Origin of the sequence: Rufibacter radiotolerans (assembly GCF_001078055.1) — a bacterium.
Lineage (GTDB): Bacteria > Bacteroidota > Bacteroidia > Cytophagales > Hymenobacteraceae > Nibribacter > Nibribacter radiotolerans.
The window spans coordinates 884,058-908,316 of record NZ_CP010777.1; the positions used below are offsets into that span (position 1 = coordinate 884,058).

22 protein-coding genes are annotated in these 24,259 nt (G+C 52.1%); 9 read left to right on the forward strand and 13 right to left on the reverse strand.

What is annotated here, in order from left to right; translation table 11 throughout:
• Positions 1 to 290 precede the first annotated feature (290 nt).
• Positions 291 to 998, reverse strand: coding sequence for a DUF2927 domain-containing protein (locus TH63_RS03815; protein ID WP_048919773.1), 708 nt, complete (start codon positions 996 to 998; stop codon positions 291 to 293).
• 529 nt (positions 999 to 1,527) lie between these two features.
• Between TH63_RS03815 and ccoS the strand changes: the two genes are divergently transcribed.
• The 8 genes from ccoS (at position 1,528) to TH63_RS03855 (ending at position 10,050) form a co-directional block, all read left to right on the forward strand.
• Entirely contained in the window at positions 1,528 to 1,734 is a 207-nt protein-coding gene (ccoS, locus tag TH63_RS03820; protein WP_048919774.1) for a cbb3-type cytochrome oxidase assembly protein CcoS, read from the forward strand.
• Positions 1,724 to 3,910 (forward strand): cytochrome-c oxidase, cbb3-type subunit I, encoded by a 2,187-nt coding sequence (gene ccoN, locus TH63_RS03825; RefSeq protein WP_048919775.1) that lies wholly within the window; start codon positions 1,724 to 1,726, stop codon positions 3,908 to 3,910. Before ccoS ends, ccoN begins: the two co-directional genes overlap by 11 nt.
• 65 nt (positions 3,911 to 3,975) lie before the next feature.
• The gene (locus TH63_RS03830) at positions 3,976 to 4,170 is read left to right on the forward strand and encodes a hypothetical protein (protein WP_048919776.1); all 195 of its coding nucleotides are present in this window, start codon (positions 3,976 to 3,978) and stop codon (positions 4,168 to 4,170) included.
• Entirely contained in the window at positions 4,167 to 5,384 is a 1,218-nt protein-coding gene (locus TH63_RS03835) for a c-type cytochrome (protein WP_048919777.1), read from the forward strand. The genes TH63_RS03830 and TH63_RS03835 overlap by 4 nt, the downstream gene beginning before the upstream one ends.
• 1,060 nt (positions 5,385 to 6,444) lie before the next feature.
• The gene (gene ccoG / locus TH63_RS03840; RefSeq protein WP_048919778.1) at positions 6,445 to 7,845 is read left to right on the forward strand and encodes a cytochrome c oxidase accessory protein CcoG; all 1,401 of its coding nucleotides are present in this window, start codon (positions 6,445 to 6,447) and stop codon (positions 7,843 to 7,845) included.
• Positions 7,846 to 7,925: 80 nt separating this feature from the next.
• Positions 7,926 to 8,402, forward strand: coding sequence for a FixH family protein (locus TH63_RS03845; protein ID WP_082161542.1), 477 nt, complete (start codon positions 7,926 to 7,928; stop codon positions 8,400 to 8,402).
• Between the two features lie 4 nt (positions 8,403 to 8,406).
• Positions 8,407 to 9,111: a sulfite exporter TauE/SafE family protein gene (locus TH63_RS03850; protein ID WP_076606397.1), complete on the forward strand. Its 705-nt coding sequence runs from the start codon at positions 8,407 to 8,409 to the stop codon at positions 9,109 to 9,111.
• 90 nt (positions 9,112 to 9,201) lie between these two features.
• Positions 9,202 to 10,050, forward strand: a complete 849-nt coding sequence (locus TH63_RS03855; RefSeq protein WP_197088630.1) for a universal stress protein — start codon at positions 9,202 to 9,204, stop codon at positions 10,048 to 10,050.
• A 112-nt stretch (positions 10,051 to 10,162) separates the two neighbouring features.
• Here TH63_RS03855 and TH63_RS20465 read toward each other — a convergent pair whose 3' ends face one another.
• The 5 genes from TH63_RS20465 to TH63_RS03875 form a co-directional block, all read right to left on the reverse strand.
• Positions 10,163 to 10,303, reverse strand: a complete 141-nt coding sequence (locus tag TH63_RS20465; RefSeq protein ID WP_197088631.1) for a hypothetical protein — start codon at positions 10,301 to 10,303, stop codon at positions 10,163 to 10,165.
• The gene (locus TH63_RS03860; protein ID WP_053093731.1) at positions 10,290 to 11,024 is read right to left on the reverse strand and encodes a L,D-transpeptidase family protein; all 735 of its coding nucleotides are present in this window, start codon (positions 11,022 to 11,024) and stop codon (positions 10,290 to 10,292) included. The genes TH63_RS20465 and TH63_RS03860 overlap by 14 nt, the downstream gene beginning before the upstream one ends.
• A gap of 89 nt (positions 11,025 to 11,113) precedes the next feature.
• Positions 11,114 to 11,401: a DUF1456 family protein gene (locus TH63_RS03865; protein ID WP_048919782.1), complete on the reverse strand. Its 288-nt coding sequence runs from the start codon at positions 11,399 to 11,401 to the stop codon at positions 11,114 to 11,116.
• Positions 11,402 to 11,598: 197 nt separating this feature from the next.
• Positions 11,599 to 14,142: a TonB-dependent receptor domain-containing protein gene (locus TH63_RS03870; RefSeq protein ID WP_082161543.1), complete on the reverse strand. Its 2,544-nt coding sequence runs from the start codon at positions 14,140 to 14,142 to the stop codon at positions 11,599 to 11,601.
• A 314-nt stretch (positions 14,143 to 14,456) separates the two neighbouring features.
• Positions 14,457 to 16,301: an outer membrane protein assembly factor BamB family protein gene (locus TH63_RS03875; protein ID WP_048919784.1), complete on the reverse strand. Its 1,845-nt coding sequence runs from the start codon at positions 16,299 to 16,301 to the stop codon at positions 14,457 to 14,459.
• Between the two features lie 273 nt (positions 16,302 to 16,574).
• Between TH63_RS03875 and TH63_RS20635 the strand changes: the two genes are divergently transcribed.
• Positions 16,575 to 16,865 (forward strand): YciI family protein, encoded by a 291-nt coding sequence (locus TH63_RS20635; protein ID WP_076606596.1) that lies wholly within the window; start codon positions 16,575 to 16,577, stop codon positions 16,863 to 16,865.
• Positions 16,866 to 16,970: 105 nt separating this feature from the next.
• On the opposite strand, the gene TH63_RS03885 is transcribed toward TH63_RS20635, so the two are convergent.
• The 7 genes from TH63_RS03885 to TH63_RS03915 all read right to left on the reverse strand — a co-directional run bounded on the left by TH63_RS03885 (position 16,971) and on the right by TH63_RS03915 (position 24,256).
• Entirely contained in the window at positions 16,971 to 18,074 is a 1,104-nt protein-coding gene (locus tag TH63_RS03885; protein WP_231583543.1) for a mechanosensitive ion channel family protein, read from the reverse strand.
• Between the two features lie 298 nt (positions 18,075 to 18,372).
• Entirely contained in the window at positions 18,373 to 18,936 is a 564-nt protein-coding gene (locus tag TH63_RS03890) for an HD domain-containing protein (RefSeq protein WP_048919786.1), read from the reverse strand.
• Positions 18,937 to 19,056: 120 nt separating this feature from the next.
• The gene (locus tag TH63_RS03895; RefSeq protein ID WP_076606398.1) at positions 19,057 to 20,397 is read right to left on the reverse strand and encodes a 4Fe-4S binding protein; all 1,341 of its coding nucleotides are present in this window, start codon (positions 20,395 to 20,397) and stop codon (positions 19,057 to 19,059) included.
• Positions 20,398 to 20,537: 140 nt separating this feature from the next.
• Positions 20,538 to 20,771 carry a hypothetical protein gene (locus tag TH63_RS03900; protein ID WP_048919787.1) on the reverse strand — a complete coding sequence of 78 codons (234 nt, stop codon included), beginning with the start codon at positions 20,769 to 20,771 and terminating at the stop codon, positions 20,538 to 20,540.
• Positions 20,772 to 20,799: 28 nt separating this feature from the next.
• Positions 20,800 to 22,098 (reverse strand): NAD(P)/FAD-dependent oxidoreductase, encoded by a 1,299-nt coding sequence (locus TH63_RS03905; RefSeq protein WP_048919788.1) that lies wholly within the window; start codon positions 22,096 to 22,098, stop codon positions 20,800 to 20,802.
• A 209-nt stretch (positions 22,099 to 22,307) separates the two neighbouring features.
• A complete protein-coding gene (locus TH63_RS03910; RefSeq protein WP_156180351.1) occupies positions 22,308 to 22,700 on the reverse strand; it encodes a hypothetical protein in 393 nt (130 codons plus the stop codon).
• Positions 22,701 to 23,236: 536 nt separating this feature from the next.
• Positions 23,237 to 24,256: a PorP/SprF family type IX secretion system membrane protein gene (locus TH63_RS03915; RefSeq protein WP_048919790.1), complete on the reverse strand. Its 1,020-nt coding sequence runs from the start codon at positions 24,254 to 24,256 to the stop codon at positions 23,237 to 23,239.
• Between the last annotated feature and the right edge of the window lie 3 nt (positions 24,257 to 24,259).

The following is a 24,259-nucleotide window of genomic DNA, read 5'->3' on the forward strand; positions in this document are numbered from 1 at the left end:
AACCGCAAGGAGAACCCTGGTAGTGAATAGTATACCTTGATAGTAGGTATCTGTTTTGAGGCTGTTTTTCCTAAAATGGCCTTAAAACAGGTTGAGCCCAATGAATAATGATTATTTAGATCAGTTAATTCCACCTGCATATTTGCTATAAAGCATTTTGCCATAAATCATATTTCAATAGAGAACGGTTAATTTGATATTACTAAAGAAGCCAATTGCCATTAAGATAAGTTAATGGCAATTGGCTTCTTTAGTAATGGTTTTGAAGGTGTCTTGGTTAATTTATTCTATTACTTTTCATCCAATAAAATATTTTCTAAAACTTTACCAACCTCATCCTTATTTAAACCAATTCGCATATTAGGATGATATAAGAGTCTTATTAGGTCTTTATCCAACTGTGTGAAAGCAGTATTGGTATTTGCTTTTGAGTAAAAAATGCTTTCTGAATAAGTTGGGGATACCTGGCCTAACCCAATAGAGCCAGTTAACATTCCGCGGGTCCAACTTTTCTGTTGAGTTGCGGTTGCTTGTTGATTATCAATGAATATTTGGCTTTTGTAAATCTCTTGACTTGGATTCCACCATACTGAAAATGCCCTGAGGTTCACTCTCGCTACTTCTGCAGAGGCAGGGTACAGAGTAGAGAACTGTTCTACACTGCCGAAGAATAGGGTAGTGTTTGATTGACTTTTATCAGAAACTACCTCTATAGAAAAGCCATTAGTAGCTAAGGCATTTATTTCATTTCTAACCTTTTGGAACTCACTTAAATTTTCAGCTGTGGGAGTCCCTTCAATATAAACTTTTATATCAGTTTCCCATCTCCTGGTAATTTCGCTACTGCCACCAAAGAAAAAGCCAAGGCCAATCTCTTTGAAATATGAAATTACACTTTGATCATATTGTGTAAGTTCTGGTGTGACTTCCTCCTCTTCTGTAAGACATCCTGTAAATAGGAAAGAGAGAAATGCGAATAGAATAAACGTTTTTTTCATAATAATTTAATTATAAGTAAAAAAGACAATTGGAGTAATATTCAGAATTTATTTAGTAAAGTGCTTTATTTAGAAGTATATCTGCCCCTAACTAATTGATTAGAATCAATTAAATAAAAAAAATAATGTGTGAGTTTTCTGTTTAATAAATTTTATCCAGACTATTTATTCTGAATTTATTTAAAAATAGATTTCTATAAATAACTCCCATTCTCATAAAATTGAATACCTATAAATTAAGTAGGAAACGCACTTTGATCTATATGGAAGACAAAATTAAGAATTTTAAACTATGATCAAACTAATATTAATTTGTATTTTTATTGATTGCAGTAGTAAAGTGAAAATATTTTTCTTTCGTTCCCTCTCTGACATCAATCACCCTCAAAAGTGACTTCCGTCATCTTTTTCGCGCGCCTGTCTTATGACCTTTGTAACGCTGAAAGGACTAGGTAAGCGCCAGAAAGAGCAGATTCACTGCTCATGGCAATAGCCGGTCCGGTTCAGGAAGAGATAAACCGGTAGTGCTATGAACATCATTTTTTTACTAATCAGCATCAGTATTCTGGTTGCCGTCCTGTTTCTGGGGGCTTTCCTGTGGGCGGTGCGTTCGGGCCAATATGAAGATGATTACACGCCCTCCGTTCGCATTCTCTTTGACAATGAATTAACGCACAAACAACCCCTTACTTCAATTTCAACCAAACCTATGGAGGACACCGCACATGTTAGCTGAGGTTCTAAAAGCCCCCGGGGAGGCGCTTAAAAACAGCGTCCGAACGGTAGAAACATTCTATTATGACAACAAGATTGTCAGAGACTTTGCCTATGCCACCCTTTTCTGGGGGGTAACCGGTATGCTGATTGGGGTGCTCATTGCCTTCCAGTTGGCCCGCCCCGAACTGAACATGGGTACCGAGTACACCACCTTCGGGCGGATACGGCCCCTGCACACCAACGCCGTCATCTTCGCGTTTGTGGGCAACGGTATTTTCATGGGCGTGTACTACTCGCTGCAACGCCTCTGTAAGGCACGCATGTACTCAGATGTGCTCAGCAAGATCCATTTCTGGGCCTGGCAGTTAATCATTGTCTCGGCGGTGATCACGCTTCCGTTAGGCTACACTTCCTCTAAAGAGTATGCTGAGTTGGAATGGCCCATTGACATTGCCATCACGGTGGTGTGGGTAGTGTTCGGCTGGAACATGTTCGGGACCATTATCAAACGCCGCGAGCGCCACATGTACGTGGGTATCTGGTTCTACATTGCCACCTTCTTAACCGTGGCGGTGCTGCACATTGTAAACTCGTATGAGATACCGGTAACGTTCATGAAATCTTACTCTGGCTACGCCGGGGTGCAAGATGCGCTGGTACAGTGGTGGTATGGCCACAACGCAGTCGCGTTCTTCTTAACCACGCCTTACCTAGGCATGATGTATTACTTCCTGCCCAAGGCCGCCAACCGGCCGGTATACTCTTATAGATTATCCATCATCCACTTCTGGTCCTTGATCTTTATCTACATCTGGGCCGGTCCTCACCACTTGCTGTACACCGCCTTGCCAGACTGGGCTCAGTCCCTGGGCGTAGTGTTCTCGGTGATGCTGATTGCGCCCAGCTGGGGCGGGATGATCAACGGTCTATTGACCCTGCGCGGTGCCTGGGATAAAGTGCGTGAAGAGTCGGTATTGAAATTCATGGTAGTAGCCATTACCGCCTATGGTATGGCCACCTTTGAAGGACCGCTGTTGTCGCTTAAAAACGTAAACGCCATTGCCCACTACACAGACTGGATAGTTGCCCACGTGCACGTTGGCGCCCTGGGCTGGAACGGCTTCCTGACCTTCGGTATCTTGTACTGGTTGCTACCCCGCATCTTCAGAACCGAACTGTACTCTAAAAAACTGGCTAACTGGCACTTCTGGTTAGGCACCATGGGTATCTTATTCTACGCCGTGCCTATGTACTGGGCTGGGTTTACCCAAGGCTTAATGTGGAAACAGTTCACCAATGAAGGCCTGTTACAGTATTCTAACTTCTTAGAGACCGTGTTGCAGATTGTGCCTATGTATTACCTGCGCGGTATTGGTGGCTTGCTGTACCTGAGTGGCGTGTTCCTGATGATCTACAACGTCATCAAAACCGTGAAGAGTGGCTCTCTGCTGGCCAATGAAGAAGCCCAGTCTGCTCCGTTAATGCCGGCCGTGGTCATCAAAGGAGAGACCCCGCACGCTGGTGGTCACTGGCACAGATTGATTGAGCGCAGACCGGTACAAATGGCCGTGTTCGCCACCGTGGCTATATTGATTGGGGGCGCCGTGGAGATGATCCCAACGTTCCTGGTAGAATCTAACGTGCCTACCATTGACAGTGTGAAACCTTACACCGCGCTGGAGCTGCAGGGCCGCGATGTCTACATCAAAGAAGGCTGCGTGAACTGTCACTCCCAGATGGTGCGGCCGTTCCGCTCAGAGACGGAGCGCTACGGCGAGTACTCTAAGGCCGGCGAGTTTGTCTATGACCGTCCGTTCCTGTGGGGTTCTAAGCGTACCGGGCCAGACCTGCACCGCGTGGGTGGCAAGTACCCTAACAGCTGGCACTACCACCATATGCTGGATCCTACCTCAATGTCACCGGGCTCTATCATGCCGTCTTACCCATGGCTGTTTGAGAAAGACCTGGATACCTCAGACACTGAGGCCAAGATTGAGACGCTGGCTGGTTTAGGTACTCCTTATGAAGAAGGGTACGCCCAGAAAGCCAATGAAGACCTCATGCGCCAGGCCCGTGAAATCTCTGCCGATCTCCGCAAAGAGAACATAGAGGTGAAACCAGAGAAAGAGATAGTAGCCCTTATTGCCTATCTGCAGCGCCTGGGGACAGATATTAAAGTGAAGGAAGCTAAATAATAAGTCCTGCTACCGGCCCTCTGCCAAATGGGGAGGGCCGGCGGTGGGCACAAAAAGGTAAGATCATGTACAAAGAAATATTACAGTCCATAGACGGCATCGCCATTTACCCCATCATCTCCTTTCTCATCTTTTTCATCTTCTTCCTGGGGTTGATCGCCTACGTGGTGCTGGTGAAAAAAGAATACATCCAGAGCATGAAAGAGATGCCCCTGCAGAATGAAAACGGATTTGCCCAACCTCTAGACCTACGGTCATGAAACGATTGAAACTCTACCTGGCGTCATTGGTCTTTCTGGCCGGGGCCGCCTTGCAGCCTGCCGCCGCGCAGGACGCCGTAAAAGGCAAGGCCGTTTTTGACGGTAACTGTGCCGCCTGCCACAGCATTGAAGAACAAGTGGTGGGTCCCGCCCTCAAAGACGTGCACAAACGCCGCGAGGAGCAGTGGATCATCAACTTCGTGAAGAACTCCACCAAAGTGGTCCAGTCCGGAGACAAGCAGGCCGTAGAAGTCTTTGAGAAGTTCGGCAAGATTCCCATGACCAGCTTTGAGGGCTCTCTCTCAGACGGTGACATCAAAGATGTGATTGCCTTTGTGCAGCAGGAAAGCGAGAAACCAGCTGAGGCCGCCACCCCACCGGTTGCTACTCCTTCAGACGGAAAACCTGATGGAACTGCCACTCCTGCGGTAGAGACCAGTTTCAGCCTGAAGGATTTGCCCGGTACTACCCTGGTGCTCTTCAGCCTGATCGCGTTCCTATTAGTAGTTGTGCTGGCCGTGATGGTGGTGACCTTTATGCAGGCCCTGCCCATCTTAGGCGAGTTCTATGACCGGCCTGCCCTGCGCCACTCCAGCATGGCCCGCCTGGTGCGCCTTCTGCGCGGTGACACCTCTACCCTGGTAGGTACCCACAAAGACGTGCTCATGGAAGACCACACCTATGACGGCATCTATGAGTTTGACAATGACCTGCCACCCTGGTGGAAGTACATGTTCTACGCTACCATTGTGTTTGGCGTAGCCTACCTGCTGCATTACCACGTGTTTAGAAGCGGTGATCTGCAATTGGCTGAATATGAGACCGAAGTGCAGACCGCGGCGCTTCTGAACCCGGCTGGTTCTGGCGAAGAAAACGCCAACGAGGTAACCAACTTCACAGCCTTGACAGACGCCCCTAAACTGGAAGCCGGTAAAGCCGCCTTCATCCAGAACTGCGCCGCCTGCCACGGCCAGGAAGGACAGGGAACCGTTGGTCCTAACTTGACAGATGAGTTCTGGCTCCACGGCGGTGACGTGAACCATGTCTACAAAACCATCAAATACGGGGTAACCAGCAAAGGCATGGTAGCCTGGCAGAAGAAACTGAGCAACGACCAGATCCTGGAAGTAGCCAGCTACATCCTCAGCCTACAGGGTACCAACCCCGCCAACGCCAAAGCCCCGCAAGGCGAAAAGCAGGAAGCCAAGAAATAGTGTTTTAGTTTGTTGAGAGAAGTGTTTTGGAAAAACCGGGTGAAAGCCTCTTCTGTAATAGGAGAGGCTTTTGCTTTTTAAAGGCGGTAGGTGGGTTTGGGAGAGCGATTTTATGTAAAGTTGTCTGTCTAAGTGGTTACCTAGAAAGTCTTAGCAATGGTAAACTAGGAAACTGTTTTAAGCCCGTTTTCCACAAAACAGCCTCAAAACGCAAATATAGCTTACTAAGCGCAGACTCCCCCCTTGAGGGGGGCGAAGGGGGGTGTTTACACCAGCAGATGCACTTCTGGAGAGGCCATTGGCACAGAAACTCCTAGGAGCTGCGCACGCTACGAGGTCTTTTGAGCAAGCGCTGCTTCAGGTAGAATTATTTAGCTCTTCCGGATTTGTAATCCGGAAGCACTGAAAAGGGGATTTGCAATCCCCTCCCACGCATTGCCAAAACGGGTCCAGATGCAAGACCGGCAAGCGGATTGCAAATCCGCTTTTCCTTCATTCGGGATTGCAAATCCCGAATAGCGAATTCTTCAAAAGCGAATAATAAATTCTGAATAGCGAGAGAATAGGAGTGGTCAGCAATGCGCCCTTTCGCTGCTGTGCAGCAAGGGTAGTCCGGAGACTACCCAAAACCATAGTCACGAGTCCGGAGACTCGCGCCAGCGGTAAAAGCGTTTTGAGCCTGTTTTTCAGAAAACAGCCCTAAAACGCCACCTCAATTCCAGCTTCCTTCCGCAAAAAATGACAAAGATCATTTTCATGGGTGACGAGGGCAATCCCTGGTGGGGGTGGGGGTGCCTACTTTTGTAAAGTACTTCTAACCGAAGAGACACAGAAAAGGGAGTCGCCCTTCTTTCTGCTAGTAGCCCCCCGATGTTGGATTTCATCCCCTTAAGGGGCGGAATCTATCAAACTAGTGAGAATGTGTTTTTGCCGCTTTTTCAGCAAAACAAGCCAAAAACGACGGGCTGCCCTGGCAGCCAGAAAAGACAAAGCCAGGAAAGCTGGCCTGTCAAATACCTACACCATCGTTCGCTGCCGGGCGCACAACCGGTAAGAGACCATGAGTACAACTATAAAGGACCCAGAGGCCTTCCGTGACACCATTGCCACGGTAGACAAAGAAGGGAAACGGGTGTGGCTTTACCCTAAAAAGCCCAGCGGGAAACTGTACCAGTACCGCAAATATGTGAGCTATCTGCTCCTTACCTTACTTTTCGCGGGGCCATTCATTAAAGTGAATGGGTTACCTCTGCTTATGTTCAATATCCCGGCGCGCAAGTTTGTGATGTTCGGGAGTGTTTTCTGGCCGCAGGATTTCTTCATCCTTTTGGTGGGGTTCATGGCCTTTCTGGTATTCATTATCCTGTTTACGGTAGTGTACGGGCGCGTATTCTGCGGATGGGTTTGTCCGCAGACCATCTTCATGGAGATGGTATTCAGACGGATAGAATACTGGATTGAAGGCGATGGCCCTGCCCAAAAGGCGCTGGACCGAGCCCCCTGGACCAAAGAGAAGATCTTCAAGAAAACTGCCAAACACACACTCTTTGTGCTGGTGTCCTTGGTGATCGCGCATACGTTTCTGGCCTACATCATTGGCGTAGACGAACTGCAGAAGATAGTGACAGATTCGCCGGCCAACCACTGGGGCGGCCTGGTTTCCTTAATGGTGTTTACCGGAGTGTTCTACTGGGTGTTTGCCCAGTTCAGGGAGCAGGTGTGTACCATAGTCTGCCCGTACGGCCGTCTGCAGGGCGTCATGCTGGACAAGCAAAGCCTTACCGTGGCCTATGACTATGAGCGCGGCGAGCCCAGAGGGAAATTAAGAAAAGGCCAGGAGCGCACCGACGGCGACTGCATTGACTGCCACCAGTGCGTGCAGGTTTGCCCTACCGGGATAGACATCAGAAACGGGGCGCAGCAGATGGAGTGTATTAACTGTACCGCCTGTATAGATGTCTGCAACTCCATCATGGACTTGGTGAACAAGCCGCAGGGCCTCATCAGAATGGCCACCGAGGAAAGTATTGCGGAGAAAAAGCCGTGGCGGTTTACCACCCGCATGCGCGCCTATACTGGGGTATTGGTGGTACTGGTGGCGGCCTTTGCGGTTCTTTTGGCTACCCGTTCCAATATTGAGGCTACTATTCTGCGTACCCCGGGCATGCTCTACCAGCAAACCGAGAAAGGTACTATTACCAACCTCTACCACATCACGCTCATCAACAAGACTGATGAGGAAATGCCCATCACTCTCAAGATCCTTTCCAGTGAGGGAAGCATCACGGTTGTGAGAAACGAGTTGGTGTTGCCAAAACAGGGCCTGGTGGAAGGGGTGTTCTTTGCCGAGATTCCGAAGAGCGTTCTCACTTCGGCCTCCTCTAAAATTGAGATTGGCGTCTTTCACGGGGATGAACTCCTTGCCACCGAGAAAACCAAGTTCCTGGGGCCGGGGCACTAGAATGATTGAATGATTGAGAGATTGAGTGAATGTAAAAATTCCTCTCTCTAACAACAAACAACTAAAAACTGAGAACTAACATGTCTAATCATATATCAAACCCAAACCCAGTAGCGCAACGGTCTATGTTGCCTTACATTATTACCGCGGTCTTTTTGCTGTTTGGTTGCTACATTGGCTTTATGGTCTACGGGGCCATGCAGAGCGATGTGAACCTGGTGAGCAAGGAATATTACGCCGAAGAGCTAGCCTACGGGAAGCGCATGGAGCAGGTGGCCCAGGCCCAGCAATTGGAGAACCCCATTACCATCATCTCGGCAGCCGCCGCTGAGCAGTTGGTGATCCAGTTTCCTGCTGAACTGACCGCCGCCACCGGGTCTATTCACCTGTTCCGGCCGTCAGACGCTAAGCTGGACGTGGTTCTGCCCTTGACCCTGAACGCAGAGGGTGTGCAGCACATCAATACCGCCTCTTTGAAAAAAGGCCTGTGGCGCGTGCAACTCACTGGTAAGGTGAACGGGAAAGAATATTACCATGCCCAGGACATAACCCTGTAACACCATGCTTTGGGCAGGATTAGTCATTGGATTTATAAGTAGCTTTCATTGCGTGGGGATGTGCGGCCCCATAGCTATGGCGCTGCCTGTTGGCAGGGGATCCGGCGCTTCCTTTATGGGAGGCCGGCTCCTGTACAACCTGGGCCGCGTGACTACTTACGCTACTCTGGGTTTAGCCGCCGGGCTTCTGGGCCGCACCCTGCAACTGGCCGGCTGGCAACAAACAATCTCTATTGTGTCTGGGCTGCTCATGCTGGCCCTGGTACTGTTACCTAAGATCAATGCGGGAAAATTTACCCAATGGCTGGGCACCGACCGCTGGTGGAACGTGCTCAGAAAAGCCATTGGCAAGAAGTTTCAGAATCCGTCGGCGGGGTCTTTGTTCTCTATTGGCGTCTTGAACGGTCTGCTGCCCTGCGGCATGGTGTACTTTGCTCTGGCCGGGGCCGTGAGTGCGCCTGGAGTAGAAGGAGCCGTGGGCTACATGGCTATGTTTGGGCTGGGCACGCTGCCGCTTATGTGGCTGGTGTCTTTGTCTGGCAAGGTGATAAAGCCGCAGTGGCGCTATTACATGCGCAGCGCCGTGCCCTATGTGGCTGCCTGCCTGGCCGTGCTGTTCATCTTGCGGGGCCTGAACCTGGGCGTACCCTACCTCAGCCCTAAACTGATTTCCACCACCCAGGAAGCCGCCGTCTGCCATATTCCTTAACCTGAAATTCCTTCTTTACCTCTATACTCAAAAAGACCAATGAAGCCAACTCCCAGAATTCTGCTGCCTTTCAATTTTACGGAAGGTTGTGTGGCTGCGCTTCAATACGCCAGCCAGTTTGCCAGTTACCTGAAAGCCGACCTTGTGCTCCTGCACTGTGCCGGAGAGGAGCAATTGACACCAACCTTCCAGAGTCACCTCATGTCCCGCCTTAGGTCCTTCACAGACCGTTACATGCCCCTTGGCGCGCCTACCATTACCCGATTTTGTGTGGTGCGCAACGGGTACCTGCGCGAAAACCTGGCCTCTGTGGTAGAGTACCACAACGTAGACCTGCTCATTTCCAGCCCCGAGGCGTTTCTGGGCTATAAAGCGTCCGGCGATGTTGTGTCCCTGAAGGAGTTTGCCGGGTGCCCCGTGTTAATTGTGCCGCAGGAGGTTACATTCAAGCCGTTGCGGAAGATTGTCTACAGCCTTAACTTCCATGACATTGACACCAGTGTGATCCAGCGGGTGCAGGCCCTGGCAAGGCCTTTTGGGGCGTCTATTGTTCTGCTGTACCTGCACGGGAAAATAGAAACCGTGGAGCTATGCCAGCTCCAGAAAAAGGCGGCCAGGCTAAAGGAACAGTTCCCGTATGCAGAAATGTCGGCGGTGTTCCAGGAAGAGGAAGACCTGCTGGAGGGCCTCAATGACTTCGCCGAAGGCCATTCCCCAGACCTTTTTGTGATGGCTACCCGTGACACCCACCTGGTGCATGAGTATTTCTCTGGGCACTACCGCAAAACCAGGGCCTACCACCTCAACACCCCCTTCCTGAATCTGTACCAGGCCCGCATCACGGCCTGCTCAGGGAGCTGCCTTCATTGCCAGGATGATGCCCTGCCTTTTGAGCAGGAATATAAACCCGCAGCCACCCGGAAAGTGCAGGTAGCTTAGGACCAAAACCCACTGGCTAGCTAAAGCAGAAGCCCTGCCATTTGGCGGGGCTTCTGCTTTAGCTTTTACCGGAAGGAAGAGGCTACATTTTGGCCACGGCTTCCAGGTAATCCTATACATAGTCATTTGCCGGGTTCACTTCCAGGGTTCTTTTTCCAAAATGCTCGGTGAGGGTTTTGTCTTCCATGCCTAAGGAACTGTCTATTTGAAGGCAATAGGAAACTTTGACGCAGGAAGGTTTACTGAAACGCATATTGTCCGCCCTGCGTGACCTGCACCCGGGGTAAAAAGCGGTGCTGCTCAAATGGATGGAAACCGGAGGCCAGGTTTTCCCAGAAAGCCAGCAGGGCAGGTTGCTGGGCGTAGGTTTTCCTGAGCTGCGCATACTGGCCAGTATTAAAACGGGTAGGGAAAATGTGCACCGGTATCTGCTGTTGGCCCTGGTGGTATGCTTCTACCGTTAACACGTACAGTTCCTTCATCTTCTCGTCTGTAAGGGGCAGGCAGCCCAGCGTGACGCAGTCGCCGTGCAGGAAAATATCACCGCCCAGCTTACCGGTATGGCGGGCGCTGTCGGCGGCATTGGGGTAATTGATGCCCAGGGAGAGGTAGTAGTTGCTCTTGGGGTTGAACCGGTCTATGTAGTAGAACCCTTCCGGAATCTGGCCGTCGCCTTCCTGCCGCTTGGGGCCGTAGGTACCTGACCGGGCGCAGATCAGATAAGTAGTAAACAACGTGAATGGTTTTTCTGCCGAGGTCCTGGCCCAGACCTCCACCTGCTTTTCATGCTTGAAGGCCCGCAGGTACAATTGCAGGTTCTGGAAGGAAAGGCCTTTGGCCTGAAGCTGTTTTTCCAGGGGCGCGTACTTTTCGCGGTACGCCGTCTTTACCCGTTCATGCGTCAATTGATCAGCCTTAAACCCGCCTGTAAAGGCAAAGGTGCTTACAAACAAAAGCAGCAACAGGTTTTTCATAGATAGGGTGGTGGAAACAGCAAAAGCCGTTTTGGGGCTGTTTTCTTTAAAACAACGCCAAAACGGCTTTTATCTATATAGCCTTTACTCTATTTTTTGCGGGGCGGGTACGACTGGGGTTTCCGGGCGGGCGATGGCGTGGCGGCCGGCTTTTTCTGATCCTCGGGGCCGCGCATGTGAATGACCAGGCCATTCAGGAAATTGCGCAGCAGCTGGTCGCCGCAGGGCTTGTAGTTGGGGTGATCCTCTTTCCGGAAGATGGCGCCCAACTCGCTTTTGGTGATGTTGAAGTCCACCAGCTTCAGAATGTCTATAATATCATCGTCGCGGAATTGGAGCGCCACGCGCAGTTTCTTCATGATATCGTTGTTGGTCATGGGCTTTTCTAGCTATTGCGAAAACAAAAATACAACCTTCTGCCTCAATTCTACGGCTTTTCAAAAGTAGTGGTGGAATTACCGCCCTGCACCCACACGGGGAGAAAGATTTGACCCGTAACCGCTAGAAACGTTTAGGGCCTGTTTTCTGGAAAACAGGCCCTAAACGTGAAACAACGCAAATACTAAATTATTTATTAGGCCTTTTCTTCGGCCGCTTTTCTTCTGGGTTTCTCAGCCCCTTTTTCGCGCTTGAACTCCATCTTGCCAAAGCGGTAGTTAAAGCTCACCCGCACCACGCGGTTGTAAAGGTTGTTGACGTTGAAATTGTCTGAGTTGTTATTGTTCACCGTGGTCCTGATGGAGTTGTTGCTGAACAGGAAGTTCTCCACGTTCAGGCTCATACCCGCCTTGCGCTTAAAGAACTCCTTGCGCAGGCCCAAGCTATAGGAGTAGTTGTAGGTGCTTCTGCTCTGAATGGAAATGCGTGGTGAGTTAAAAGAGGCGGCCACCTGCGCACTGAAATCCTTCTCAAAGCGGTAAGAGGCGTTGGTGCTCATGGTATACATAAACCCGGCCTTGCTCACGCGGTTTTTGCCCACCATGCTGTTGAGCTCATTGTAATACAAATTGAGGTTCACGCCCAACTGCGCTTTCTGGGTAAAACGGGTAGAGGTAGAAAGGCTGGTGCCGTAAATGGCGTTCTTGCCCAGGTTGGCATAGGTGGTGTTGAGCGTGTCATTGTTCTCCTTAATGGGGAACTGGTAGTGGGCAATGTCATTGTTGGTCTGGCGCCAGTAGGCAGAGGCGTTCAGGCTGGTGGTCTTAAGCAGCCAGCTGAAGTTCAGTTCTGTGTTGTGCGTGAGTTCGGCGTCCAGGTCTGGGTTTCCGTAGCGGATGTTGAGCTGGTTAGACTCATTGCGGTAAGGGTTCAGCTGCGTGATGGTAGGCCGATGGATACGCGTGGAGTAGCTTAACCGCAGGCGTTTGCTGTTCTCAAAGCTGCGCATGAGCATGATGTTAGGCATGAAGTTATTGAACGGCTTGTCCAGGTGGGTGTCTACGTTGTTGGTGTTGAAATCGCCGCCCACGTTGGTGTACTCATACCGGCCGCCCACCCGCACGGTGTACAGTTTCTGCACCCGCAGGGTATAGGAAAAGTAAGAAGAGTACACGTCCTGGTCATAGCTGAACAGGTTTGACCGGATGGGGTCTTGTTTCAAAGGCGCGTCTGCCGACCGGGAGAACAGGAAATCATAGTCACTGCCCGAGTGGCGCAGCTCGGTTTTCAGGCCCACTTCCAGGGTGCTTCCTTTGGAGATAGGGTGGGTGTAATCTACTTTATAGGTGATCTCACGGCTGGTGCTGTGGTTGTCGCTCTGCTCCAGGCGGGTAATCACATCTGTGTTATTGTCCTCTACCAGGGCATAGTCACTGTCCTGGCTGTTTTGGTTGAAGCTGGCGGTCACCTCCAGTTCCTGCCCTTTTTTGGTGAAGCGCTTCTTGTAGTTCAGGTTGGTGTCCAGCCCTTTGGTAAGGCCTTGGTTGTCAATATCCCTAAAGCGGTAAGAGCTGGGCTGCTCTTCACCCGAGGGCGTAAACTGCCGGGTAGTAAGCGTACGGTCACTCAGGTTTTCGGCGCCGTTGACCCTAACGCTGGCGCTCAGGCTGTTCTTTTCATTGAACTCATAGTCAGCGGCCAGTTGCGTGAAAAGAGAGCGGCCATTGTTCTCATAGGTGCTGTTCTGCTCAATCTGCTTGGACGGGGTCCGGATCAGGTTTTCCTCCTTGAAATAGACCTGGTCAGATTCGGCGTCACCTATGCGGTCATTGAAGTTGCCGCCCACGCTGGCCCGAAGGCCCAGTTTCTTCTTTTTAACGTTGAGGTTGGTGTTGAGGCTGTTGGTCATGTTGCCGGTGGTGGCGGTCACAGAGCCGGTCATGCCTTCTATGCTGCTTCTTTTGGTGATGATGTTGACCACGCCCGCGGTGCCCTCTGAGTCATACTTGGCAGAGGGGTTGGTGATCACCTCCACAGATTTGATCATGTCCGCGGGGATCTGCTGCAGGGCCTCAGCCAGATTATCTGCCAGCATGGTGCTGGGTTTCCCGTTGATCAATATCTTGATCTTAGGACTGCCGCGCATTTCCACGTTGCCCTCAATGTCCACGGCCAGCATGGGTACTTTCTTGAGCACGTCGGCGGCGGTGCCGCCAATGTTGGTAATGTCATTCTCAGCGTTATACACCAGGCCGTCATCGGTTTCCTGAATCAAGTCTTTCTCGCCGGTCACTACCACTTCTTCCAGAGCCTTGCTGTCTGAGGCCAGGCCAATAGAACCCAAGGTAATAGGGCTGGTGCCGGCGGGCACTGTAAAGGGATGCAGCTTGGACACATACCCCACAAAACTAATAAGCAGGTCATAGTCACCCGGGGCCACGCGTGGCAGAGTGAAATTCCCGTTTTCATCGGCGGGCACGCCGGTAATGGTTTTGCCGGCCTTGTCTTGCAGCGCCACCGTGGCAAACCCTACTGGGGCCTTGGTGGCACCGTCTACCACCGTGCCCGAAACCGGAACGCCCGTGGTTTGCACCCAGGAGGAGGCGAAAGGGGCAGCCACCACGCCGGCCACCGGGGCCAACGCCAGGAGGGTGAAGAGAAAGAATCTTAGGTGGCTTTGGAGGTAAAGCTGTTTCATAAAAGGCATGCAGACCGGGTTCTCAATTGGGGAAAGCGTCATGTTGGAATCTCTTCCGGCTACCCATGCAGGCCCCACACCGGTGGGAACAACAGGTAGATAAACGCCTCTTTGACAGCACCTACCTTTAATGGTTTAACAGGTTGGGTGTTAAATTCTCAAAATACTTCCCCAGCCACGCTTATTCTGTCAACAAGAAGGTTTATCAATTGAGAATAGAGAAATGAGTGGCCGTTTTGGGTAATAAAAGAAATGTTAGAATGGTGGGTTGAAACCATAATGAATTTCCGTTTCGGGCCTGTTTTCTTAAAAACAGGCCCGAAACGGAAATGGGTTATTCCCGGAAGGGACAGTTGTTAATAGGTGAGCAATTCTACCTTGCCGTCCATGGTGGCGGCGAGGAGCTTGCGTTTGGGCAGCACGTTCACGGTATTCACCATGGAGTTGTCAATCTTGTGGGCCCAGTTCACTTTCTGGGTTTTAGGGTCAATACTGTACACCACGCCGCTCTTGGTCCCGAAGAACACGGCCCCGTCTTTCTCTACCAGCATAGACGGCACGTGCTCATAGCCAAAGCCGGCGTTCATTTTCCAGGCTAGCTGCGGCGCCGTTTTGTTGGTTTTAAAAGCTACCACCTCATCTTGCATGGTCTTGCCGTACACCAACTGTTTGTCTGCGGACAGGCCAATGGATTCGCGCACGGTAGCTTCCTTGCTGCGCCAGAGGGCTTTGCCGGACTGGGCGTCAATAGCGGTGATGAACCGGTCTGGGGCCACAATATAGACCACGCCGTCATGGGCCACCGGGGTGACCATGGCCGGGGAGAACATGCGGTTGGCAGATCCGTTTTCCCATTTCCAGGCCAGTTTGCCGTCTTTCTGGTTCAGGGCGTACAGATGCCGGTCCCAGGCGCCAAAGATCACCTTGCCCTCATACAGCAGCGGCTTGCTCACCACGGCCCCTTGCAGGCCCTCAAACTGCCAAAGTTGTTTCCCGCTCTTGGCGTCCAGGGCCCTGAACGTGCCGTCGCTGCCGCCAATATACACCACGCCTTTTTCTATGGTTGGCGACCCCAGCACCGAAGCGCCCGTCTTGGTGGACCAGGCAAGCTTGCCGGTCTTGGCCTTGAGGGCGTAGATGCTCCCGTCCCCGGAACCGAAGATGATATAATCCTTATAGACCTCCGGTGAGGAAAACACCCCGCCGCCGGTTTGGTAGGACCATACTTTTTTGCCGTCCTTTCCAGACAGGGCTTCCACCTTGCCCACGCTGTTGCCAAAGACTACCAGGCCTTTGGTGTAAACCGGCGTGGAAATGACGTTGGCGTCTGAATGGTAGCTCCAGGCTTTTTTAACGGTAGGGTAGGTGGTGTTGATAGCGTAAGAAGGGCGGTCATATTTCCGGCTGGTGTTGTATTGGCGCGGGCCCAGGGCAATGCGGCGCCACACCGGTTTGGTGGCCACGCCCGGGGTTCTCTCTGCGAACAGCGCCGAGTCTTGCCGAACCTCTACCAGATTGTAACCGCCTATGAGCTCTTTGGCCCGCAGGTTAGAGCGGCCCATGGTGGCTGGAACCCCCTCAGAATCTGCCTTGCGGTTGCTGTGGCCGTGGCCGCAGATAGAGAACTGCGTATTGTATTTCTTCAGGCGGTCCAGGGCATCATACCAGTTGTCCAGGCCATTGTCCAGGGGGTAGTGGTTCACAAAAATGATGGGCTGCGTTTTGGGTGTAGCCGCCAGCACGCTGTCCAGCCAAACCGTGGCATCTCTGGGGATATGCCCATCTGACATACGCACGTACGGCCCAGAGGCGCAGCCAATGAATTTGTAACCCTGGTGCTCAAACACAAACTTGTCGCTCCCGAACTCCCGGATAAAACTCACCCCGCCCGACTCAGACCAGCCCGTGTCATGGTTGCCTGGCACAATATAATAAGGGACCTTCAGCTTACTGATGATGCTTTTGGCCTTCTTCAGTTCCAGGTCGGTGCCCATCTCGGTGATGTCGCCGGTGAGAAGCACGAAGTCAATGCCGGGCAGTTGGTTAATGTCTGCAATGGTACGTTCCAGGTCTTCTTCGGCGCCGCCGTTGGGGGTGCCAATATGGGTGTCTGTGACAAAGGCGAATTTGAAAGACTGCGCAAAGGACAGCTGGCATTGAAGGAGGGAAAGCAGGAAGGCAATCCGGAGAAGGTGTTTCATGGAATGTTGGTTAAGCTTGGCAGACCTAAATATTATACATTGAGGCCGGTTTAACAACCTATGGCCACCAACTTGATTAAATTTTTTAAAAAGTTTCTTGTGTCCATAGCCTTTGCGCGTTTTGAGGCCGTTTTTAGAAATATAGCCCCAAAACAGAATTCGGCCCTGGCCGATGCCCGTGGGGATATCCTTTACACAGGTAAAGAAAACTGGGGCATTCCTTTCCCGCTGATTTTTTCTACCTTTAAATCCTTAACCCTAACTCTAAAACCTGTGAAACAATATCTGGTAACCGGCCTTGACTCCACCAATGAGGGTGCCCTGGAGCACCGCATGTCTGTGCGCCCTGCGCACTTTGAGATGGCCAAAAAACTGAAAGAGAAAGGCAACTTCGTGCTGGGCGGCGCCATTCTCAATGACGAAGAAAAAATGATTGGCTCCTCTATGGTGGTGCAGTTTGAAACCGAGGCCGACCTGCAGAAGTGGCTGGACGAAGAGCCGTATATCCAGCAAAAAGTGTGGGAGAAAGTAGACATAAAGCCCTACAAAGTGGCCAACGTGTAACTGGCGCAAGCGGCGTTTGCATAATGTGCTCCCGTTGTTTTGGGCCTGTTTTCTCAAAAACAGGCCCAAAACAACGGGAGCACTTTTTATGGAGATTTGCAAAAGCTACATTCCCTGCGGCGGGGTGCCGCTTGCTTCAATTGGCACTCCATCGGGGTTGATAAACTGCACCTGCTGCCTGGGGTAAACCGGAATAATGATGCCCACATATTCGGGTTTGTTCAATTCTAGGGTGGTCCGGATGGTCAGTTCGCTTTTCCATTTTCGGCGCTCGCGCGCGCCTACCAGATACCGGATGGTGATGTTGGTCCAGGAGTCATCTGATGAGACAAAGACCTGGGGCTTTTCTGAGACAGAGTCCGGTATTCCAATGGTTTGCAGCATCTGGCCATAGGCCCGGGCGGGTTCTACCATGTAGCCGGCCAGCAGTTCCTGCGCAATCCTTTCCAACACCTCCAGCGCTTTTTTAAGGTCAGACTCATTGGCAATAGACACGGTAAGTTCATCCCAGACATAGGGGAAATCGCCGGTGAGGTTAATGACCGTGCCGGAGAGAATCTCATTATTAGGGAACGTGACCATACGGCCGGTGGGCTGCTCGGCCTGCACGAAGCCCGGCTGGTAAGGGGCGCCAATCTCCCAGACGGTGGTGGTCAGGAAATCAATGCGGTACACATCGCCAAAGACTTCGCCCACTTTCACGCGGTCGCCTACCCGGTAATACCCCTGAAACGAGTTGAGCAGCCAGCCCGTGAAACTTTCAATAGGCGTCTGCAAAGACCAGGAAAGCGCCAGGCCTATCAACCCGAAAGACCCCACCAACGCCCTGATATCCCCGGCCACAATGCTCACCACTATGCCTATGCCCAACAACCAGATGGCCAGTGAGATAAGCGTGCTGATGGCGCTGCCGCTGTGCCAATGGCCAATGAATTTCCGCACCACCGCCCTGATAACGCGGGTCAGGAGCCAGGTGAGGAGCAGCGCCACCAGGGCAATGAGGAGCTTAGGGAGGTTGTAGTAAAAGCTGTCCCACAGGTTCTGGAGCGCGCCAAAGGCTTCATCGGTGGCTTCTTTACTGGACAGAGCCCTGGGTGCGGCCACAGCGGAAACCGTGTCTGCCACCTGCGCCTCGTCCTCAAAACCCAGGCCGGCCTCAGAGGGAGAAATCAGGAGCAGGAAAAACCCGGTGATGGCTACGGCCAGCATAGAAGCCTGCCTAAAATTCTTCAACCGTTTTTCTGCTCCCTGTACCGCTGAGCCTCGCCTTAGCCGTCTTTTTCTTTTTCTGGGTGTGGTTTTAACGAGGGGGTTTCCGGCAGACCGCGGGGCGTATGTTCCTTTTTGGGCCTGGGTAGAAAATAGACGGGAAAGCCGTTTGTCTCGGGAGGAAGTAGGCATGGGGCGTTTCTAAGGTGAGGTTAGCAGTAGAGTTCAACCTTCTTTCCTTTATAAGGAGTTGACTTTCTATACGCAAAAACCTCAGGAACGCTCAAGCCCCTCCCTTTTAGGAAACCTCCGTAGACACCGGCAGCAGATCCAGCTCCTGCGCATGCGGCTGCAGGGCCTGAATGATAAAGGCAATGTGCTCGGCCAGGTCCACGCCCATCAGTTCGGCGCCCAGGCGCACCTCGCCGCGGTCCACGGAGGCCGCAAAGCTGGCCTGTTTCAGTTTCTTGAGCACAGATTTGGCCTCCAGGCCCTCCAGCCGCTGCGGACGCACCTGGGCGCAGGCCACCACAAAACCCGTGATCTCATCGCAGCCCAACAGACCTTTGTCTAACAGACTTTCATGCGGTACGCCCCAGCGGCTGTAGTGGCCTGAGATGGCGTGGGCCATTTCTTCCTCGCCGCGCTCGCGCAGGAGTTGGGTAATCACGTGCGGGTGTTGGGTGGGGTGGGCCTCATAATCTGCGTCATGGAGCAGGCCGGTGTTGCCCCAAAGCTCGGGGTCCTGGTTCAGTTTCTGGGCGTAGGCGCGCATCACCAGTTCAACGGTGCGGGCGTGGCGCAGGAGGCTGTCGCCTTTGGTATAGTGTTGTAAGGTCTGGATCGCTTCTTCTCTGGTCATGTTAGTGCGGGTTTGAAACCAGTAAGATACACACGGGGGGGCAGTTGCGCAAACTGCCGCAGGCAAGCCAACGCCTGTTTTGGGCCTGTTTTTCGGAAAACAGGCCCAAAACAGGAAACGCTAAGATAAGATACGGAGGTTGTCTGGATGAATGAGCTGGGTGGCGTCATAGCGCCCTTCGCGCGGTCCGTTCTCCAGTTTCAAAACGCCCCGTGGGCATACGGTGGCGCAGATGCCACAGCCCACGCAGGCCGCCCTAATTATAGGTTGCCCCTGCTGGGCGTAATGCCGCACATCAATGCCCATCTCACAGGAGGTAGAACAATTACCGCAGGAGATACATTGGCCCCCATTGGTGGTGATCCTGAACCGGGAGAAATGCTTTTGCAGCAACCCCAGGTACGCGGCCATGGGGCACCCAAACCGGCACCACACCCTGGAACCCAGCAATGGGTAAAAGCCCACCCCAATCACGCCCGCAAACACAGACCCGATCAAAAAGCCGTACCACTGCGCAAACGTGCCTGAGACCTGGCCCAGAATAGCGCCCTGCGCGTAGGAGTTCACCCACAGCAAAATGGTGAGCAGGATAATGGCCCCGAAAATGGGGTAGATAAGCCTGACCTCCAGCCGCCAGGCCTTGCGGGAACGGTCGGCCAGGTGGCGGTAAGGGTCGCCGGCGGTTTCAGCCAGGCCCCCGCAGCCGCAGACCCAGCTGCAGTACCAGCGCTTGCCATAGAAGTAAGTTAAAATTGGGGTAGCCACCAGAGACATGATCGCGCTCCAGAAAACCAGGAAAACGCCCAGGCCAAACGGCTGCTCCAGAAGACCGGCCACCGTGCCCGGGAACAGGTACTCATATTTCAAGGGCCAGAAATAGCTGAAATAAAACTCGGGGCCCTGGAAGAGCACCATCAAATGCGGCAGGATAAAGGCAAACACCAACTGAAAGAACATCACCGACAAAGTCCGGATGACCTGGTAGCGGCTGTGCCGGTATTTAAGAAGCGCCCGCACGCCCATGAGCAGCACGGCAAAGGTGTAAAAGGCTCCGTACAGAAACCAGTTGTCGGCGGGGCGGTTCCGCATGAACTGGCTTAGGCCGTCAAAGGTTCTGATCAGGCCTTCCAGCACCCAAGGGAACCAGTACAGCACCACGTAAAACCCGGTCAGGAGCAGGGCTACTACCCAGGCACTCCAGCCTTTCGCGGTTTGGCTTTGTCGCCAGACCCCCATATTGGCCAGGTGTGGCTGCTGCGTAAACCTCAGCTTGAAATACCACAGGCTACCGGCCGTCAACAAAACCAAGCCCGCCACCAATGCCTCCCAACCCAGTACAGGAATCACTAACGGCGATAGCCCCACGACCAACCCCGCCAGCACCATCGCCAACGAACCTTTTTCCGCCCAGGAAAGGGAAGGGAATTCAGAATGACCTAACGCAAGGGAGTTGTCTTTCACGAAGGAAGATTAGTGTTTGGTGATTAGCTGAAAAGGCTTGGTAAGGAAGGTGATTTCTGCTAAATAGTGTTTAAAGTTTGGAGAAGCATAAATAGATGCTTTGATCTCTGTTTCTCAAAATCCTTACCTCTTCTTTCTCCTTAGTGGTGATGATGGTGGTGATGGTCATCATCCTCGGGTTTGGCGCGCAGGTTCTGGATAGAGCCAAACACAAACAACACACCCCAGCAGAGGTACAGGTAGTTAAAGGATTCTATCTCGCGGCCCCATAAATACAGGAGCAAATGCGCCAACGCCGACATCACAACCCCCGTCACGGCTATAAACTGAAAGGAGTTCATGGCTTTGGGATTATATATTTTAAACCATTCCATAGGTCAAAAGTTAAGCGCTACTGCCTGGTTACCGGGCAGAGCGATTGGTTAAATACTCCTGGTATACGTTAAAAATCTCGCGTTGCGGCAATCGGTGGAATTCGGGGTCAAAGGCAGCCAGCTTTAAGTGGGGCACCACGGTTTCCAAGGTAGCCTTTTCTTTGATCCATCGCTCACAAACCTCCTGCCGGAAACGGATGTTCAATAGGTTGAATCCGGTCACAGTCTGGTCTTCCTGCCGGAAGTAGATGCGCAGGCTCTGCCACTTTTTGGGGTTTTGCCACAGCAGGGAGGAAATTCCTTCGGGGTGCCGGGCGGGCACGGGTCCGTAGCTCTGGTATTCCACCTCAAAAAACTTAGCCGAGTTAAACCACACGCCCCGGGCATAGGTGGTGCGACGCCCACTTAGGGTCATGCCCACGGTCTCACCCTGCAACCGGCCTGTGTACCACAGCTGTTCCACTGGGGCCTGGCCCAAGGGCGGCTCCCGGAATTCGGCGCAGTCGCCGGCGGCATAGATGCCTGGCACGTTGGTCTCCAGAAACTCGTTCACCAGAATTCCCCTAGCCGTGTCCAGACCTGCCGACTTCGCCAGGTTTACCTGAGGTTGCACCCCAATGGCCATGCCCACAAACTGGCAGGTGATCTCCTGGCCCTGCTGGGTGCGTACCGCCCTCACGTGCCCCTTTTCATCAGAGAGCACCTCGGCTAGTTCCGTTTCCAGCAATACCTCCACGCCCTGTTCCCGAAGGTGTTGGACAATAAAGGTAGCCTCCTCGGGCGGCAGGTTGTTGCCCCAGTAATGCGTCTCCCGCACCAGCATGGTCACGCGCACGCCCCGGCTACGGAGCATCTCGGCCATCTCCACACCAATGAGTCCGCCCCCGGCAATTACCGCGCGGGAAACGCCCCGGGTATTTAGCTCCATCAGTTCCAGGTCCTGCCAACTATACAGGCCCTGCACGCCTTTGGCTTCCAGGCCCGGCAGGTAAAACCGGTGATAGGTAGACCCGGTGGCCAGCAGCAACTGATCATAGGGTAGAAAGGAACTGTCTTCCAGCTTCAGGGTTTTCTCTTCAGGGGAAATCTTGGTTACAACAGTTTGAAGCAATTCGAATTTATTCTCTTGCCAGAACCAGGGTTCATACAACTGTAGATGGCGGGGTTGTAGCTGGCCCATGTACACGTACATAAGGGCAGTGCGGGCAATAGGATAGGGGGTTTCCCCTGAGATAACAGTAATGCGCGCCTGCGGAGATTGCCGCCGGAGCGTGAGGGCCGCCGTGATACCGGTAATGCCATTGCCAATGATCACTGTATGCGACATGCCGCAAAGGTAGGGATTAGGGTCCAGAACTAAGAACAGGTTTTGCGTAGCCAGCGTTTTGAGGCTGTTTTTGCGAAAACAAGCCTAGAACAGCTGCAAGGGCCAAATGTTTGAAAGGCCGCCGGTGATTGTATCTGGAGGAAACCCCTATAAAAGCAAAAGGCCTCTACTTGGTAGAGGCCTTTTGCTTTTATAGGGGAGTGGTAAAATTATTTCTTACGGCTTGGAGATACTTCCTGCACTAAAGACAAGAAGCTGGCTTCTGGCTTGGTTTTGAAAGCGGCATACGCATCTACCTGACGGCTAGACAAGATTTTGAACAGTTTGTTCTCAAATTCCTGGTCAATCTCAGAAAGCTTGGCGTTCATGTTCTCAGTGTCGTTCTGGAAAGTTCTGGCCACTTCAGCGGCTTTAGACAAGCGCTCAGTGTTCAGGTTACGCACCTGAATGTATTCGTTCTCGTTCAGACCCATGTTCTGAGCCATTAGGCGAGAGATGGAAAGGGAAGTTTTTTCAACCGCTCCGTCGGCGGCTGGGGCTTGCGCGTTAGCAGTGAAAGCACAGGCAACAAAGAAGCAAATTGAGAGAGTAAAGTTTTTCATGGGTAAAGATTTTGAGTGGTTTGTAGATATTGTAGTGGTAGTGATAATTCTAAAGAATGTCTAATTGCTGTATTTGTGGTGTTTTACGCCATAATAGGTGTAAGGTTGCGCACAAGTGTTTATTAAATTCATTTTATTAATATGTTAAAATAGGTGTATTGGAATAATTATAAATTTAATGAATTCTTGATATATAAAAATTGTAATATTTAATATATATTAATCTGCATATAGCGGTTTAAGAGTTGAAGTAACTGTTTAACGGCCTGTTTACAGCCCATAAATGGGAAGGGATTATTCCACCTTTATAGACTTGTTAAATTCTTTCTGAGAAAGAAGGCGCGCAAAAGAATTTGGCTCAAAGAGAGGGTATTAAAGAGGGAGCCGGTCTTTGGATAGCTAGGTTGCTCCATTTCCTGATGCTGGTTTCTTTGGCAGCTTTACCATGAAGCCAAAAAGAAGAGGTTCCGTTTTGGGCCTGCTTTTTGGAAAGCAGGCCCAAAACGGAACCTCTTACATTAGAGTGCCCTAAAGGATTACCAGAGCCACTCAGGGCAAAGCATGCGTGTTTTGTTTCTCAGTTTCACCCCCACAATCAGTTCATGGCTGCCGGCACTGGCATTGTTCAGGCCAGAGGTAGTCAGGTCATAAGAGTAGCCGAAGTCAAGGACGTGGTTCACATTCATGCCAGCCAGGGCAGCCACCGCATCTCCGTGGCGGTATGACACTCCCGCCCAAAAGCGGTTGGCGTAGGTGGCCTTGAAGTTGACGTCTACTGACAGCGGGCTGGGCTGCGCTAGTTTCATCATAACAGACGGCTCCAGAGAAAGGTCATAGCGTAACCTGATGCGGTAGCCCCCGGTCAGGAAGTAATGGGGCTGCAGCTTTTGCTGGGCCACCTGCATGCCTTCGTTCCCGGAGATGGTGTTGGTCACAAGCTGCGCCGCTGACGCCCCCACGTAAAAGAAGTCTGAATACACCCAGGTGCCCAGCCCCAGATCAAAATTGGTCTTAGACATGGTACCGGCCAGTAACGACGGGTCGTTCTGGTTGTTCAGGCGAATGGCGTTCCCGTTCAGGCGCGTCTGCACAAACCCACCGGCCAACCCCACCGACATGTTCACCTTTCTGGTAATGGGGTGGTGATAGGCATAGGTCAGGTTCACGTTGGTAGCACTGAGCGGGCCGGTCTTGTCTACCTGCGCCATGGCGCCAAACCCGTGGTGCGGCCTGGCCTTGTGGTATTTGGCCGAACGTGGGTTTTTGGATGGCAGCTTGGGCACAAAGCCTTTGCCAGTGCCGGGGCCCTGCGGGGAGTTACGGTCATTGAACCCGAAGGAGGAGTGTCCGCTAATGTAATAGGTGACCGGCGCTCCGTCTACTCCCACCCATTGCCGGCGGGTTCCCATCCGCACATCGGTGTAGCTCTCTATACCAGAGAGGGCGGGGTTCAGCAGAAAGTTGTTGAACAGGTACTGGCTGTACTGGGCTTTCTGCTGGGCCATAGCCGGCGTGAACAGAACAGTAAACAAAATAAGGTGGGCAAGCTTCTTCATCTG